Raw genomic sequence first — 16,266 nt, forward strand, 5'->3', positions numbered from 1 at the left:
CCTAATTCCACGGCAGCTGCGTATTCGATGCACAACGACAAGGAAAGTCCTACCACCCTGACGCTTCTCGACGACCACCTGTGTCTTCAGGTGGTCCGGTTCAGTGGTCATGAAGCACTCAACCAGCCCTATCGATTCGACATCGAGGTGATCGGGCTGGCACCGGCCCTGAACCTCGAACGATTGCTGCAGCAAACGGCGTTCCTCGAACTTGGCCACGACCAGGGCATTCATGGCGTGCTGCACAGCGCCAGCTGCGAACATCGAAGCGCGCATCGGGTCGCTTACAAACTGGTGCTGGTGCCCCGTATGCAGGCGCTGGATCAGCAACGATGCCGGCGTGTTTTCCAGCACGCCAGCGTGCCCATGATCCTGCACCGGTTGCTGGAGGAACATGTGCTGCCCGCCAGCAGTTATCGCTTTGAACTGGCAACCGGACACTATCCCCTGCGACCTTTTTGCATCCAGTACGACGAAACCGACCTGGCGTTGCTGCAACGGCTGTGCGAGGAAGAAGGCATCCACTTTCACTTCGAGCATCAACGCGACGGTCATGTGCTGGTGCTGGCCGATGACAGCCTGAGTTTCCCCCAGGAACCGCTGTGCATGCCGTTACACCGCGACGCCCTCGACGAACACCACGAACCGGTGATCAGCGAGTTATTCCAGCGCCATGACGCTCCGCTCTACCCCGAGCACCCAAGTGCGAGGAATCCTGGTGCGCCGGACATCGGCGACGGCGCAGCCAATCACTTGTTCGCCCCGCCGAAACACTTTCCCGCTCGCGAACAACAACATCGCGACCAGCTCAGCCGTCGCCAACTGGAACGCCTGCGCTGTCGACACTTGCAGATCCACGGTCAAAGTAACCATGGTGCATTACGAAGCGGCCGGATCGTTCAGGTGGCCGGGCATCCGCTGGCGAATTTCAATGATCAATGGCTGGTCACCGAAATCCGCCATCAGGGGCGTCAGTCATCCATTCTGCTCGACGACACACCGGACATGGCTCCGGGCTACCGCAATCAATTCAGCGCCATCCCCTGGTCGACGGTGTTCAGGCCGGCGCTCAAACAACCCAGGCCGAGTATCCCCGGGTATCAGCCCGGCCAGATGTGCGGCCCGGTCGGGCAACCGGCGACGGTGGATGAGGATGGCCGGGTTCAAGTGCAACTCTGGCCCGCCACACCATCTGCCGCCGAGACTTCCAGCGGCCTGTGGCTACCGCTGGCGCTGACCACCACCGAGGACTGTATCGATCCGACCCGCCTGCCCGTGGCCGGTAGCGAGGTACTGGTGATTTTCCTCGACAGTGACCCGGATCGCCCGGTGCTCTGTACGGCCATGGGCCCTCGGCAACCTCCTCGCCGCCCCCATCCGCATGAGCCCCGTGGCGATACCCGCCTGCTGTTCGACTGGCTGCTCAACCGCTCGGACCTTGCGCCCTGATACTCAGCCTTTGTCGGCCTTGCCGGCCGCAGCAGCGAACTTCGCCAGACGCACGTCCAAATGCCGTGGCCGGCGCCCGTGATCCTCCGCACGCTCCTTGCGGCGGATGGCGTTGCGCACCATCAGCGAACCGATGTAGCGGATCGGCTCCGGCGGGAAAAACCCCAGCGGCCCGTTGACCAGCGGCGAGCGGGTCCAGGGGTTGTCCAGGCCCTGGACCATCGACGCCAGAATCTGCCCGCCCATATGGCATGGCCCGACACCGCTACCGGAGTAGCCGAATCCGTAGAACACATTGCCACTGGCGCTCATCTGCCCGAAAAACGGCAGCCCGGTCACCGAACGATCCGACGGACCATTCCACGTCGCTTCGACTTTGACTTCGGCAAACGCCGGGAAAAAGTCCGCCAGGCTGTTCTGCAACAAACCGGCGTAAGGCGAAGGCTGATCGAACACCGGCAGCATGCGTCCACCATAAGCGAAGGTATTGCCGCCCTTGCCAAGCATGATCCGGCCGTCCGGGGTGTTGTGGTAGTAGTGCACGAAAATCCGCGAATCGAGCACCGTGACACCGCTGGTCAAACCGATTTCATTGAGCAAATCCGGCCGTGGCTCGGTGATCAGCATGTCGCTGGAAACGATCGCCACGCTACGTTCGAACTGCGGGAACGCCCGGGCCATCCAGGCGTTCATCGCCAGCACCACGCGGTCGGCGCGAATGGTGCCATTGCGGGTTTGAATGCCTGCCGGCCGGCCCTCTTCCAGCCCGGTCATCGCGGTGTTTTCGTGAATCCTCACGCCCAATTGCAGGGCGACCCGGCGCAGCCCGCGCACCAGTTTGCCCGGTTGCACACTGGCCGCGGCCGGGGAAAACCAGCCTTCCAGGTGTTTGCTGGAACCGGCCATGCGCTGCACATCGGCCACTGGCCGCTGAGTGAAGGAGTTGATGCCGTTGCGCTCCAGTGCGGCGATGACCGCATCGGTCGAACCGCATTGCGCACGGTTGGTGGCGGTGTAGAGCGTACCGTCGAGGCGGTAATCGGCCTCCACCGCATACTGTTCGCAGAAGGCACCGATGGCATGGATGCTGCGCTCGGACTCCTTGACCAGGCGCACGGCCTCTTCGACGCCGAACAAACGCTCAAGGGTGAAATACTTGGCCGACCACGACAACGCACAACCGCCATTGCGTCCACTGGCCCCGGCACCGCAGATATCCGCTTCGATCAGCAACACGTCGAGTTCGGGGTTCTGTTCCTTGAGCATGATCGCGGTCCATAACCCGGTGTAACCGCCACCGACGATGCACACGTCGGCGCGGCTGTCGCCTTCCAGTGGCGCACAGGTTTCGGATGCATCAGCCTTCAAGGCCTGGTCCAGCCAAAAGGGTCTCATGGGGAAAATCTCCAGTCAGTGGCCCACACGCCGGCCTGCCGCAGACGCAGCAGGCCGCGAGGGACAGGATTCAGGTACGCAGGGGTTTGACGGTCATCGCTTGATTGGGTACGTAGGCGAAGTGGGTACCCAGGCCGCCGGGGCGGCTGTTCCAGTGCGGAACCAGCACCAGTGCAGAGAACATTGCGCAGCCGGCGAAGACAATGAACACGGTAACAGTGTCGAAGTAACCCGGCAGCAGCCCGCCGAGGATCGCCCCGACCGAGCCGCAGCCGTTGACGAAACCGGCCGCCGTCGCACCAGCCTTGGCCGTGCCGAAATCGATGGCGGCAGCGCCGCTGATCATCGAGTCAGGTCCATAAAGGGTCAGGCCCATGACGAACAGCAATGCCACCACCAGGATCACGCTGCCAGTGTGCAAGGCGCCCATGAACAGCGCCAAAGACACGGTCAGTGCCAGCAGGCTGATGACGCAAGCGGGCATGCGCCGGGCGCCGAACAGCTTGTCCGAAGCCAGGCCGATCATGATCGGCCCGAGCAATCCGGCCAGCTCGAACGAGGTCGGAATGATCGCCGCACCGACCTTGCCCACCGAAGGCATCTGTTCGAAGACGATCACCGGCCCCCACAGCAAAATCGCGTAACGCGCCGGTTTCAGCATGAAGTACGCCAACCCCAGCACCAGCACCGTGCGGTTGCGCAGGATTTCCTTCAGCGGCTCCCAGATGCTGATTTTGCTTTGGGCGAGGGTTTCCTCGGCCGTCAGTTCGGGCTCCGGCTCCACGGCCGGCAAGCCCACGTCTTCAGGTTTGTTGCGTTGAAAAATAAAAAACAGCACGGCGACCAGCCCAACCACCGCCGCACTGGAAACAAACGCCGCGTGCCAGCTACCGATGAGCGTATACGCCCACCAACCGGCAAACGGCGACGCCACGAGACCGCCAAAGGCGTAGCAGGAACTCCACAGGCCCAATACCCTCCCGCGCTGCTGGGAGGGAAAGAAACTGCCGAGGTTCTTGCACAGCCCCGACCAACCGGTGGACTGCGCCAGGCCTTGTATCAGCATACAGGTAGCGAAAATCGGTAACGTTGCGAAGTTGCCCATCACCAGCGCCGCACCGGCGGAAATCAGCAACCCGCCGAGCACCACCACCCGCGGCCCGAAGCGGTCGGCCAGGATGCCCCAGGTGAATTGGCCGACGGCGTAAGCCGTCAGGTAGATGGCGTCGAGGTTGGCCATGGCCATTTTGTCGAGCATAAAGGTCGGGTCTTCGGCGATGCCGAGCTTGGCCACCGAGAACGCTTTACGGGTGAAATAGAAAGCGGCGTAGGCGAGCCAGGTGATCGCGAAGATCTGCACGCGCCAACGCTTGATGGTGCCGATGTGCTTGTTCATTGTGGTTCTGACCTCAGGGTGTGAGTGTGCCGGCAGAATTGGAAGAAAACGCCTGTGTTTTTATTGTTGAGCACTGCGATATCGCCCTGTCCCTACGGCGGATACCGGTCAGATGAGTCCTGTTATTGCACGCACAGGCTCATGGCTCCCGCTGCTGTTCGACTGACCAGTCACCGGGGCTGAGGTGGATAAAAACAATTACTGATTAATAAGTGAAATCGATTTATCGTATTTCAAAAATAAGCTCAGCTTGTTACTGGAGATTCCCATGTCGGTTTCCCACGCCCAGCTCAAAGCGTTCCATGCCGTGGCGGTCCATGGAAGCTTTACCAAAGCCGCCGAGCGGCTTTTTCTGACGCAGCCGGCGATTTCCGATCAGGTGCGCAAACTCGAAGAGCGCTACGGGGTTTTGCTGTTTCACCGCAACAAGCGCTCGGTGCGCCTGACCGATCTGGGTGAGCGCCTGCTGAGCGTTACCCAGCGGCTTTTTGTGATTGAATCGGAAGCCCAGGAACTGCTGCAGGACTCCCAGGCCTTGCAGACCGGCAGCCTGATTCTGGCGGTGGATGCGCCGGTGCATGTGCTGCCGCAGATCGCGCGGTTCTGCGAATGCTACCCCGGCATCAGTGTGAAGATCGAAACCGGTAACACCGATGAGTCGCTGTTTCGGCTGTTCAACTATCAGGCCGACCTGGCGTTGCTGGGCCGTGACGTCAGCGATGAACGGCTGATCTCCCTGCCCCTGCGTAACGACCCGATGGTGGCGTTCGTGTCGCGCAATCATCCGTGGGCCGACCGCGAATCCATTACCCTCGCGGACCTCGACGACACGCCGCTGGTGTTGCGGGAAATCGGTTCGGTGACGCGCCAGACCCTGGAGGAAGAAATGGCCGGCGCCGGGTTTCGAATTCGTCCGGCGATACAGGTCGAAGGCCGGGAAGCAGCGCGTGAAGCGGTGGTGGTGGGAATTGGCGTTGGCGTGGTGTCCGCCGCCGAGTTCGGTGCGGATTCCAGGGTGTGCGCGTTACCGATTACCGACTGCAAACGGCGATTGACCGAGACGCTGGTGTGCTTGCGCGAGCAGAGTTCGCGGCGGCTGGTGGCGACCTTTCTGCAGATGGTGCGCGAGAGTCTTGCGTAGGCAGGTCTGGCCTCTTCGCGAGCAAGCCGGCTCCCACAGGTGATCTATGAACGACACAAATCAAATGTGGGAGCGGGCTTGCTCGCGAATGCAGGCGACTCGGTCTACCTGACTGGCGCCAACCCCAAAAACGCCTGAATCAACCGCAAATCCCGTCGCCGCTCCATGCACCCGATCATGTGCCGATTCACCAACCCCTCGCCAATGATCGGCACCGCCGCCACCCGCGGGTCGTGGCTGACCTCCACCGACGACACCACCCCAACCCCCAACTCGGCGGCCACTGCCTCGGTCACCGCTTCGCGGCTATCCAGTTCCAGCAGCACCCGTGGATTGACCTTGGCCAGGGCGCAAGCCTCATCGAAGGTGCGCCGGGTAATCGAACTCGGTTCGCGCAGCACCATGATCACCTGATCCAGCTCCTTGAGCTGCACGCCTTTGGACTTCTGCGCCCAGGGATGACCGTCGGGCACCAGTGCACAAATCCGTGATTCGTTCAGCGCCTGCAGATGCAAGCCCTTGCGCGGCTCGACTTCGGTCAGGACCGCCACGTCGGCATGTTCGGACAGCAGCGCCGCCAGGGTTTCCTGGGCGTTGCCCAGGCGCAGGTTCACCGTGACTCCCGGATAGCGCGCCCGCAGGCTGGCGAGCATCGGCATGACCATGTGCGGGCCGTCCGCCGCCACCTCCAGACGCCCGGTGAGCAATTGCCGATTGGCTTCGAGCATCACCTGCGCCTCTTCGGCCAGACCGAACATCGCCCGGGTGATGGCCGCAAGTTTGGTGCCCTCCTCCGTCAGCTCCACTCGACGGGCGGTACGGCGCAGCAAGGTGATCTGGTAGTGCTCCTCCAGGGCCTTGATGTGCCCGGTGACCGCCGGCTGGCTGATGAACAGCCGCGCCGCCGCCCGGGTAAAGCTGCCTTCCCGGGCCACGGCATCGAAGGCGCGGAGCTGAAACAGGTTCATGAATAACCCTCACTGATGGCTGGCATAACAACAAACAATTTGATTGATAACACGGCAAATTGCAATTTAGGCCACGTAGCTTCATCCCATCGATTGCGAGGACACGAGAATGAGTACTGCCGAACCCATCCTGCTCACCCCCGGCCCGTTAACCACGTCGGCCCGCACCCGTCAGGCGATGATGACCGACTGGGGTTCATGGGATGACCGCTTCAACCAACTGACCGCCAGCCTCTGCGAACAACTGCTGGCGATCATCAACGGCGCCGCCACCCACCACTGCGTGCCCCTGCAAGGCAGCGGCACCTTCGCGGTCGAGGCGGCGATCGGCACGCTGGTGCCTCGCGATGGCAAGGTTCTGGTACTGATCAACGGCGCCTACGGCAAACGCCTGGCGAAAATCTGCGACGTGCTGGGCCGCACCTTCAGCACCTTCGAAACCGCCGAAGACGAACCGACCACCGCCGCCGACGTCGACCGTCTGCTGCGCGCCGATAACGGCATCACCCACGTCGCCCTGATTCACTGCGAAACCAGCACCGGCATCCTCAATCCGCTGCCGGCAATCGCCCAGGTCGTCGCAGAACACGGCAAGCGCCTGATCATCGACGCCATGAGCTCCTTCGGTGCCCTGCCGGTGGACGCACAACAAGTGCCGTTCGACGCACTGATCGCCGCCTCGGGCAAATGCCTGGAAGGCGTACCGGGCATGGGTTTTGTATTCGCCCGCAAAGAGTCCCTGGCCAGCGCCGCCGGCAACTCGCATTCGCTGGCGATGGACTTGCAGGACCAGCACGCTTACATGGCCAAGACCGGCCAGTGGCGCTTCACCCCGCCGACCCATGTGGTCGCTGCGCTGCACGAAGCCCTGCTGCAATACAACGAAGAAGGCGGCTTGCCGGCCCGGCACCAACGCTACGCCGCCAACTGCCAGGCATTGATGGAAGAGATGGGCAAACTGGGGCTGCGCAGCTTCCTGCCAGCGGCGATCCAGGCACCAATCATCGCCACCTTCCACGCCCCGAAAGATCCGCGCTACCAGTTCAAGGAGTTCTACGAGCGGGTCAAGGCCAAGGGTTACATCCTCTACCCCGGCAAACTGACCCAGGTCGAAACCTTCCGCGTCGGCTGCATCGGCCATGTCCAACCAGCCGAAATGCGCGAAGCCGTGGCAGCGATCGCTGAAGTACTGCGCGAGATGGAAGTCCTCGACATCTAAATCACACCGCATTCCCCTGTGGGAACGGGCTTGCTCGCGAAGACGGACTGACATTCAACATAGATGTCGCCTGACACACCGCTTTCGCGAGCAAGCCCGCTCCCACCCAAAGCTGCTCTTCATCCGCCAGTTTCCAAGGAATTTGATCACCATGAACTACACCAACCCAACCAAACTGCAAGCCGCCATCCTCGACTGGGCCGGCACCGTGGTCGATTTCGGCTCCTTCGCCCCGACGCAGATTTTCGTCGAAGCCTTCGCCGAGTTCGATGTCCAGGTGTCCATCGAAGAAGCCCGTGGCCCGATGGGCATGGGTAAGTGGGATCACATCCGCACCCTGTGCGATCTGCCGGAAGTTGCCGAGCGTTATCGCAAAGTGTTTGGGCGCACGCCGACCGACGATGACGTGACCGCGATCTACCAGCGCTTCATGCCGCTGCAAATAGAAAAAATCGCCGAGCACTCGGCACTGATTCCCGGGGCGTTGGAAACTATCGCCAACCTGCGCCAGCAAGGGATCAAGATCGGCTCCTGCTCCGGCTACCCGAAACAGGTCATGGACAAAGTGGTCGAGCTGGCCGCCACCAATGGTTACGTGGCCGATCACGTGGTCGCCACCGACGAAGTGCCGAATGGCCGCCCATGGCCCGCCCAGGCACTGGCCAATGTCATCGCCCTGGGTATCGACGATGTCGCCGCGTGCGTGAAGATCGATGACACCGTGCCGGGCATTCTCGAAGGTCGCCGTGCCGGCATGTGGACCGTGGCGTTGATCTGCTCGGGCAACGCCCTGGGCCTGGACTATGAAGGTTATCGCGCGCTGGGCAGCGACCAACTGGACAGCGAACGCAAGCGCATCCACGCCATGTTCGAAGGTTCGCGCCCGCACTACATGATCGACACCATCACCGATCTGCCGGAAGTGATCGCCGACATCAACAAGCGTCTGGCCAACGGCGAAATGCCACAATCGAGCTGATCCCCTTGTGGGAGCGAGCTTGCTCGCGATGACGATCGTTCATTCAGTACGTGTATTGACTGATCTGCCCCCATCGCGAGCAAGCTCGCTCCTACAGGTTTTTCTGTCTACTACCTGAACCAGAGCATCCAGCGACCAATCGCCTCAGGCAAAGCCGGTGAAACAGGATTACAGTTAAGGCACACCGTCGGACAAGAACGGTGGCTTTAGACCGGACCTCTGAGGAACACCGTATGCCATGGAAAAATTCCGCCTCGCGCTACAGCACCGTATCGATCGCGCTGCATTGGTTGATGCTGGTCCTGCTGGTGCTGGTTTACGCCTGTATCGAGTTTCGCGGGCTCTTTCCCAAGGGCAGTGGCGGGCGCACGCTGATCGTCGAATCACACTTCATGCTCGGCCTGACCGTATTCGTTCTGGTCTGGCTGCGATTGTTCGCACGCAGTCTCGGCCCGGCGCCAGAGGTCTTCCCGGCCTCGCCGCACTGGCAAACGACGCTGGCCAGGCTGATGCATTGGGCGCTGTACATTTTCATGATCGCTACGCCGATTCTCGGGTGGCTGGTCGTCAGCGCCAAAGGCAATCAGGTGATGTTCTATGGTTTCGACCTACCGATGCTGATCGAGGAAAACAAGGACCTGGCCAAACAACTCCAGGACTGGCACGAGCTCGGCGGCACTATCGGCTATTGGCTGATTGGCCTGCATGCCGCGGCCGCGCTGTATCACCACTATGTGGTGGGCGATAACACCTTGCTGCGGATGATGCCCAAGCGGGTAGACCGCGACTCCTGAAACCAATGAACTCCAATGTGGGAGCGGGCTTGCTCGCGAAGGCGGAGTATCAGTCGATTTTGTATTGCCTGACACACTGCCTTCGCGAGCAAGCCCGCTCCCACACTGGATCGCAGCGCCGCTCAGTTTTTTGAACTCAAACCCCGCCACCCCTGCAAGCCGCCGGTGTGGATGAAGATCAGTCGCGTACCTTGGGCGAATCGGCCCGCTTCGACTTGCTGCTTGAGTGCCAGCAGCGCTTTGCCGGTATACAGCGGTTCCAGGGGGATGCCGCTGGCCTGCCCGGTCTTTTCGATGAACTCAAGCAGCAGCGGATCGACCTTGGCAAACCCGCCGCGACTGGCCTCAAACAATTCATACACCGGGACCTGATACGCCCGCTTGCCCCACGATCATCTCGACCTGCTGCGCCACGCCATGATCGTCAGGCACCGCCAACGCCCCGTAAACCGGATGATCACCGGCTTCGGCCAGCACCAGCCCCGCGAGGGTCGTGCCGGTGCCGCAGGCCAGCCACCAACCGTCGTAATCGCTCCAGCCCAATCCAGCCAGTTGCGCACCAACCTGCGCCCGCAACTGCATGCACCCTCGTGCGCCGGCTAATCCGCCTCCACCTTCAGGCACCGGATGCAACGTCGGGTACTGCGTTTGCCAGGGCTGCCAAAAACCGGCCTCGTGTCGCGCCCGATAGCCGCCGTAACCCAGCCAGTGCAACTGCATGCCAAATGCCTGCAAATCCCTCACGGTCGGCGTTACCTGAGGATGCCCGCGCAACAGGCCGACAGTGGCAAAGCCGAAACGCTGGCCCGCCGCCGCCAACGCATGGAGGTGATTGGAATGCGCCCCACCGAGACTGATGATGCCTTCGGCACCGACGCGCCTGGCGGTCTTCAGGTGCTCAATGAGCTTGAACCATTTGTTGCCGCTGATCAGCGGGTCGATCCGGTCCAGACGCAGGATGGCGACTTCGATACCGGCGTGGGTAAGCCAGTTGAGATCAACGTGTTCGAGGGGGGGCTGGGGTAGCCAGGTGGAGGAAGGGAGAAGCATTGACGCCTGATCCGAGTAGGGAACAGGCATCTTAACAGCCTTGAGGACGCCTTCGCGGGCAAGTCGAATCGTCGCACCGCCGCTCCCACAGTGGATTTGCGTCGGCCACAAAATTCATGAACAACACAATAACTGTGGGAGCGGGCTTGCCCGCGATAGCCATTGGCACGCTGGACCTGCGTATTACAACTGCGCCGCCAGACGCGAACCCTGGTTGATCGCCCGCTTGGCATCCAGTTCTGCCGCGACGTCCGCGCCGCCGATCAGGTGCACGCTCTGCCCCGCCGCCACCAGACCGTCATGCAGCTCGCGCAGCGGATCCTGCCCGGCGCAAATCACGATGTTGTCCACCGGCAGCACCTGCGGCTCGCCGGTTTCGCCGATGCGGATGTGCAGGCCTTCGTCGTCGATTTTCAGGTATTCAACACTGTTGAGCATCTGCACCTGCTTGTTCTTCAGACCGGTGCGATGAATCCAGCCGGTGGTTTTACCAAGCCCGTCGCCGACCTTGGATTTCTTGCGTTGCAGCAGGAACACGTCGCGGGCCGGGGCATGGGGCGCCGTCTTGATACCAGCGACACCGCCGCGTGCTTCAAGGTGCGTATCGATGCCCCATTCCTTCCAGAAAGCGGCACGGTCCTGGCTGGTGGCGACGCCTTCGTGGACAAGGAACTCGGAGACGTCGAAACCGATACCTCCCGCACCAATCACCGCGACGCGCTTGCCTACCGGTTTGCGCTCCAGGATCACATCCAGGTAGCTCAGCACCTTGGCGTTTTCCACCCCTGGAATGGCCGGCACGCGCGGCGCAATGCCGGTGGCCAGAATGATCTCGTCGTAACCGCCTTCGACCAGTTCTGCCACATTCACTCGGGTGTTCAGGCACACCTCGACGTTGGTGGTCTGCAGCTTGCGGTTGAAGTAGCGAATGGTTTCGTAGAATTCTTCCTTGCCCGGAACGCGCTTGGCGATGTTGAACTGACCACCGATCTCGCTGGCCGAATCGAACAGCGTCACCTGATGGCCACGCTCGGCGGCCACGGTCGCGGCAGACAAACCGGCAGGGCCGGCACCGACCACGGCGATTTTCTTCAGTTGCTGCACGGGCAGGTAATTGAGTTCGGTTTCGTGGCAGGCACGCGGGTTGACCAGGCAACTGGTCAGCTTGCCGCCGAAGGTGTGATCGAGGCAGGCCTGGTTGCAACCGATGCAGGTGTTGATTTCATCGGCGCGACCTGCAGCGGCCTTGTTGACGAAATCCGGGTCGGCAAGGAACGGCCGCGCCATGGACACCATGTCGGCATCACCCTCGGCGAGAATCTGCTCGGCGACTTCCGGTGTGTTGATGCGGTTGGTGGTGATCAGCGGAATAGTGACCGAGCCCCGCAGCTTGGCCGTGACCTTGCTGAAGGCCGCACGTGGCACTTTGGTGGCGATGGTCGGAATCCGCGCTTCGTGCCAGCCGATACCGGTGTTGATGATAGTCGCACCGGCCTGCTCGATGGCCTTGGCCAGTTGAACGATCTCTTCCCAGGTACTGCCACCTTCGACCAGGTCGAGCATCGACAGGCGGAAGATGATGATGAAATTCGGGCCCACCGCTTCACGCACGCGACGAACGATTTCCACCGGCAGGCGCATGCGGTTTTCGTAGCTGCCACCCCAGCGGTCGGTACGATGGTTGGTGTGGGCCGCGAGGAACTGGTTAATGAAGTAGCCTTCCGAACCCATGATTTCCACACCGTCGTACTCGGCGGTTTGTGCCAGTACTGAACACGTGACGAAATCGCTGATCTGCTTCTCGATGCCTTCCTCGTCCAGTTCTTTAGGCTTGAACGGGTTGATCGGGGCCTGGATTGCACTGGGCGCGACCTGTTTCGGGCTGTAGGCATAGCGACCGGCGTGGAGGATCTGCATGCAGATCTTGCCGCCTGCGTCATGCACCGCACGGGTAACGATGCGGTGTTTCAGTGCTTCCTCTTCGGTAGTCAGCTTGGCTGCACCGGAATACACGCCACCTTCGTCGTTCGGGCCGATGCCGCCGGTGACCATCAGGCCGACACCGCCACGGGCACGCTCGGCAAAGTACGCCGCCATACGCTCGAAGCCACCCGGCTTCTCTTCAAGACCGGTGTGCATCGACCCCATCAGGGTGCGGTTGCGCAGCGTGGTGAAACCCAGGTCCAGCGGAGCCAACAGGTGCGGGTATTGAACGGCGGTCATCGGAAACTCCACATCGTGCGATCACGGAAAGTGCAAGGGCTCTACGGCCCCTGTCAGTCATGCTCGACAGACTAAGAGTCGCACCGCTGCCGCTCAATGACCGTAACTGACAACTTATTGATCGAAATGAGCAGCAACACTTGGCAAGCGACGACATGGGCCATAACCTAGTCGACGAACCCTGCACGCGACCGTTGACTGTTCCCCATGCGCAAACTTTTGTACCTGACGCTCTCCATGGCGATGGTTGCCGCCCTCACGGCTTACGCGATGTGGGCCGCGGACCGACCGGTGGGTCATTACCTTTCGGACTTGCGGATCAATCTCGCCGTCGATCAGGGCACACCTGCCGATCGCGGCAACCTGCTGGGCATCCAGCCCGAGCTGTTTCCCACCGATTACCAAAGTCCCGAACGCCTGCACCGTAAACTTGCGGCTTACTTGCAGAAGGCCCGGGACCAGGGCCTGTTGAACGGCAAAACCATCGTCGTGTTGCCGGAACATGTCGGCACCTGGCTGATGGTCAGCGGCGAGAAAGACGAGCTGTACCAGGCCACCACCCTCAAGGAGGCCATGAACTGGCTCGCGGTGAGCAATCCCTTGAAGTTCGTTCGCGCCCTGATCAGCGCCGAGGGCGGCAACCGCCTGGACGATGCCCACCTGCGCATGAAGGCCAAGGCGATGGCCAGGGACTATCAGGCGCTGTTCGGCGGGTTGGCAAAAGAATTCCACGTGACCCTGGTGGCCGGGTCCATTGTATTGCCCGAGCCCAGCATCATCGACGGCACCCTGAAAATCGGCCGCGGAGCGCTGTACAACAGCAGCGTCGTGTTCAGTAGCGAGGGGCTGCCCATCGGTCAGCCCCAGCGCCAGATGCATCCGGTCTTCGCTGAACAGGAGGCAATCAAGGCCAACGGCGAGCATTCGCTGAATGTCGTCGACACCCCGGCCGGACGCCTGGGCATACTGATCGGCCGCGACAGCTGGTACCCGGACAACTACCGCAGGCTCGACGACCAAAGCGTGCAACTGATCGCCGTCCCCGCATACGTGGCTGGCCGGGGCACGTGGGACCAACCCTGGCGCGGTTATCGGGGTACATCGACACCGGCTTCAGTGAACCTCAAAACCGGCGAGATCAGTGAAGGCCAGGCCTGGCAACGCCTGACCCTCACCACGCAGGCACCGGCCAGCCAGGCCATCGCCGGCATGAGCGTGTTCCTGCGGGGCCAGTTCTGGGATCAGGGCAGCGCCGGCCAGAGTTTTCTCAGCAGCAACGGGCGGCAATTCGCCGACGGCGATGCCCATGGGGCGCGCTTGCTGAACCTGTGGTTGTAACCCATGAAACCACTGCCGATGCGTCTTGGCGATTTGTCTGTAGGCTTTGTTCACAGCCTGGCTGACGCTGTGCGCAGCCATGGCGCGGACCCACAACCACTGCTCGAACAATACGGCCTCGACGCCGCTCGCCTGAGCGAAGCCGGTGCGCGACTGTCGATCCCACGCTATATGCGCCTGGGCCACAGCGCCATTCAGCTGACCGACAACCCGGCGCTCGGCTTGCGCATGGCTCAGTTCAGCCGCTTGAGCCAGGCCGGCCTGGCCGGTATCACCGCCGCCCAGGCGCCGACGGTGCGTGAAGCGGCACGCTGCCTGATTCGTTTTGAAGCCCTGTACGGCTCGAACTATCGCGGTCAATCGAGCTTTCATGAAGATGCCCAGGGCGCCTGGCTGCGCTTTTATTCCATCAGCCCGTACAACGCCTACAACCGTTTCGTGGTGGATTCGATCATTGCAGGCTGGTTGCACCAGCTCTCCAGTGTCAGCCCTGCCCCGATACGCGCCGAACGCATTGAAATCGAGTTCGAACAGCCCGACTACCGCGCCGCCTACGACGTCCTGGGTGACTGCCCGATTGTGTTTGGCAGCGAGCACAATCAACTGCGCTTGAGCCTTTCCAGCCTCGCACAGCGCAACCCCGAGCATTGCCCGAGTACCTGGCGGCACTTGCTGCAACTGTGTGAGCGGGAACTGGAGCAACTGACACGTACCCGCAGCCTGCGTGAACGCATCATCGCGCTGCTGGGACCATTGCTCAATGGCGGCCGGGAACCCGACCTGGAAGAAGTGGCGGCACGCTTGAAGCTGCCAACCTGGACCCTGCGCCGCAAACTCGCCGAGGAAGGCACGCAATTTCGCGCCATTCTCAACGATACCCGGCGCGACCTCGCCATGACTTACATACGCGACACCGAACTGGCATTCGGAGAAATCGCCTACTTGCTGGGATTTGCCTCAGCCGAGGCGTTTCAACGCGCTTTCAAACGCTGGAACGGGCAGACACCCGGCGAATTTCGCCGCAGCCATAGAAAAACAGCCTGAAGCCTCTAGCTGCAAGCGACAAGTTGAAGCTTTAAAGCTCAGTAGCGTCTTCTGCGGGTTCCAGCGGGTCCAGTTCGAAAGCCTGGTACTCGAGCAGTTCTTCTTGATAATCGTCCATTTTTGAATCCCCCAACCCGTATTGAAAAACATCTGAATACTTGACCAATGCCTTGAGCATAAGGTGTCCGCGTGAAAGAAAAATGACGCGGGCACGACACTTCGTCGCTACTGAATAAAACGTAGCAGGCAGTCTGGAATTTATCACGGGTTTTTTCGCTACAGGCCGCAGGACAGCGGCCTTGTTTGACGCGGATCAATCTTTGCGCCGGCTACGGGACCGTTACTCGTTGGCCGATCCCGTAGCGCAATCAATCACTGGCCGGAGGCAGGCATCGCCGGAATCGGCTCGCTCGGCGGAGGCATGTCCGTCCGGTTCGCCGGTGGCGTGATGGAGTCCACCGAAGGTACCTGCTCTGTGTTCTGAACCGGGGTAATCGGTGCCGCTTCAGGCGGCGGAGCAAGCGGTTCAGAGGCCGCCGGGGCGGGTTCCACTGGAGCAGGTGCCGGGGCTGCCGGGGTTGGCGCGGCGGCCGGTGCGGTTGTCGGGGCCGGCGCCAGTGGAGCCGGTGCTGCCTTGGCTTCAGGCATGCCCAGGTCTGTTTTCGGCTTTTCGGTGATGTGCGCAGCCTTTTTCGCTTCCGGCGGCAGGAACAGCTCGACCAGTGCGAAGAAACGCTCGTAGAACTTGGCAGACGATACAGTTTCGCTGGCGACCTTGACCATCGAGTCATCAGAGGAGCCGATCGGCATCGACACCGAGCCCAACACCCCCACACCGAGACTGGCGGAGTTGTTAGTCTTCTTCAGCGCATAACGATCCTGCAAGGCGTTGGCGAATACCGTCGCGTGGTGCCCTTCGCTACCATCATCGGCACACACCACACTGAAACTGATCTCCATGTGATTCTCGCCGGTCTGCTGGAAGCTCTTGTGACCGCTGACCAGCTTCGGATCATTGCTGGTGATGATGTAACCCTGGCTCAACAAGGCGCGGCGGGCCGCTTCGCAACTCTGGGTATCGGTGACCGGGTAGTTGCGGGAAAACGTTCCGGAATCGTCGAAGTTCTCATGCTCATAGATGGCCGCCTTGTTCGATGAACAACCGGCCGCAACGGCCAGCACGGCAACCAGCCCGACAACCCGCATGGGAAATGATTTAAACATTGAACATCCTGAGGAAAACGGTTCGGGGCGTATTGTGCAACAGATC

General features: G+C 61.4%; 13 protein-coding genes and 1 pseudogene. 7 read left to right on the plus strand and 7 right to left on the minus strand.

Annotation, left to right across the window (positions count from 1 at the left end; translation table 11 throughout):
* The first annotated feature begins 27 nt into the window (after window positions 1-27).
* Window positions 28-1,449, plus strand: coding sequence for a type VI secretion system Vgr family protein (locus tag ABIA48_RS04465; RefSeq protein WP_429487209.1), 1,422 nt, complete (start codon window positions 28-30; stop codon window positions 1,447-1,449).
* 3 nt (window positions 1,450-1,452) lie between these two features.
* On the opposite strand, the gene ABIA48_RS04470 is transcribed toward ABIA48_RS04465, so the two are convergent.
* Window positions 1,453-2,844, minus strand: a complete 1,392-nt coding sequence (locus tag ABIA48_RS04470) for an FAD-dependent oxidoreductase (protein WP_429487210.1) — start codon at window positions 2,842-2,844, stop codon at window positions 1,453-1,455.
* A gap of 70 nt (window positions 2,845-2,914) precedes the next feature.
* On the minus strand, window positions 2,915-4,240 hold the full coding sequence (locus ABIA48_RS04475; protein ID WP_007989134.1) for an MFS transporter: 1,326 nt from the start codon (window positions 4,238-4,240) through the stop codon (window positions 2,915-2,917).
* 268 nt (window positions 4,241-4,508) lie between these two features.
* Between ABIA48_RS04475 and ABIA48_RS04480 the strand changes: the two genes are divergently transcribed.
* Window positions 4,509-5,381: a LysR family transcriptional regulator gene (locus ABIA48_RS04480; RefSeq protein WP_429487211.1), complete on the plus strand. Its 873-nt coding sequence runs from the start codon at window positions 4,509-4,511 to the stop codon at window positions 5,379-5,381.
* Window positions 5,382-5,485: 104 nt separating this feature from the next.
* Here ABIA48_RS04480 and ABIA48_RS04485 read toward each other — a convergent pair whose 3' ends face one another.
* Window positions 5,486-6,349, minus strand: coding sequence for a LysR substrate-binding domain-containing protein (locus ABIA48_RS04485; RefSeq protein WP_429487212.1), 864 nt, complete (start codon window positions 6,347-6,349; stop codon window positions 5,486-5,488).
* A gap of 109 nt (window positions 6,350-6,458) precedes the next feature.
* Between ABIA48_RS04485 and ABIA48_RS04490 the strand changes: the two genes are divergently transcribed.
* The 3 genes from ABIA48_RS04490 to ABIA48_RS04500 all read left to right on the plus strand — a co-directional run bounded on the left by ABIA48_RS04490 (window position 6,459) and on the right by ABIA48_RS04500 (window position 9,341).
* A complete protein-coding gene (locus ABIA48_RS04490) occupies window positions 6,459-7,568 on the plus strand; it encodes a 2-aminoethylphosphonate--pyruvate transaminase (protein WP_429487213.1) in 1,110 nt (369 codons plus the stop codon).
* Window positions 7,569-7,719: 151 nt separating this feature from the next.
* Window positions 7,720-8,547 carry a phosphonoacetaldehyde hydrolase gene (phnX, locus tag ABIA48_RS04495; protein ID WP_204932827.1) on the plus strand — a complete coding sequence of 276 codons (828 nt, stop codon included), beginning with the start codon at window positions 7,720-7,722 and terminating at the stop codon, window positions 8,545-8,547.
* A gap of 233 nt (window positions 8,548-8,780) precedes the next feature.
* Window positions 8,781-9,341, plus strand: a complete 561-nt coding sequence (locus ABIA48_RS04500; RefSeq protein WP_429487214.1) for a cytochrome b — start codon at window positions 8,781-8,783, stop codon at window positions 9,339-9,341.
* Between the two features lie 122 nt (window positions 9,342-9,463).
* On the opposite strand, the pseudogene ABIA48_RS04505 reads toward ABIA48_RS04500, so the two are convergent.
* Window positions 9,464-10,391: pseudogene (locus tag ABIA48_RS04505) on the minus strand (1-aminocyclopropane-1-carboxylate deaminase/D-cysteine desulfhydrase).
* Window positions 10,392-10,574: 183 nt separating this feature from the next.
* Window positions 10,575-12,614 (minus strand): FAD-dependent oxidoreductase, encoded by a 2,040-nt coding sequence (locus ABIA48_RS04510; protein WP_429487215.1) that lies wholly within the window; start codon window positions 12,612-12,614, stop codon window positions 10,575-10,577.
* 207 nt (window positions 12,615-12,821) lie between these two features.
* Here ABIA48_RS04510 and ABIA48_RS04515 point away from each other — a divergent pair, with 207 nt between their 5' ends.
* Both ABIA48_RS04515 and ABIA48_RS04520 read left to right on the plus strand, forming a co-directional pair.
* Window positions 12,822-13,952, plus strand: coding sequence for a nitrilase-related carbon-nitrogen hydrolase (locus tag ABIA48_RS04515; protein ID WP_429487216.1), 1,131 nt, complete (start codon window positions 12,822-12,824; stop codon window positions 13,950-13,952).
* A 3-nt stretch (window positions 13,953-13,955) separates the two neighbouring features.
* Window positions 13,956-14,996 (plus strand): AraC family transcriptional regulator, encoded by a 1,041-nt coding sequence (locus ABIA48_RS04520; RefSeq protein ID WP_429487217.1) that lies wholly within the window; start codon window positions 13,956-13,958, stop codon window positions 14,994-14,996.
* Window positions 14,997-15,027: 31 nt separating this feature from the next.
* Here the strand turns inward: ABIA48_RS04520 and ABIA48_RS04525 are convergent, their stop codons facing one another.
* Window positions 15,028-15,174, minus strand: coding sequence for a hypothetical protein (locus ABIA48_RS04525; protein WP_429487218.1), 147 nt, complete (start codon window positions 15,172-15,174; stop codon window positions 15,028-15,030).
* Window positions 15,175-15,368: 194 nt separating this feature from the next.
* Complete coding sequence (locus ABIA48_RS04530) at window positions 15,369-16,220, minus strand: DUF2242 domain-containing protein (protein ID WP_429487219.1); 852 nt, start codon at window positions 16,218-16,220, stop codon at window positions 15,369-15,371.
* Window positions 16,221-16,266: the final 46 nt, after the last annotated feature.

It is taken from the genome of Pseudomonas sp. S30_BP2TU TE3576 (assembly GCF_050436025.1).
Lineage (GTDB): Bacteria > Pseudomonadota > Gammaproteobacteria > Pseudomonadales > Pseudomonadaceae > Aquipseudomonas.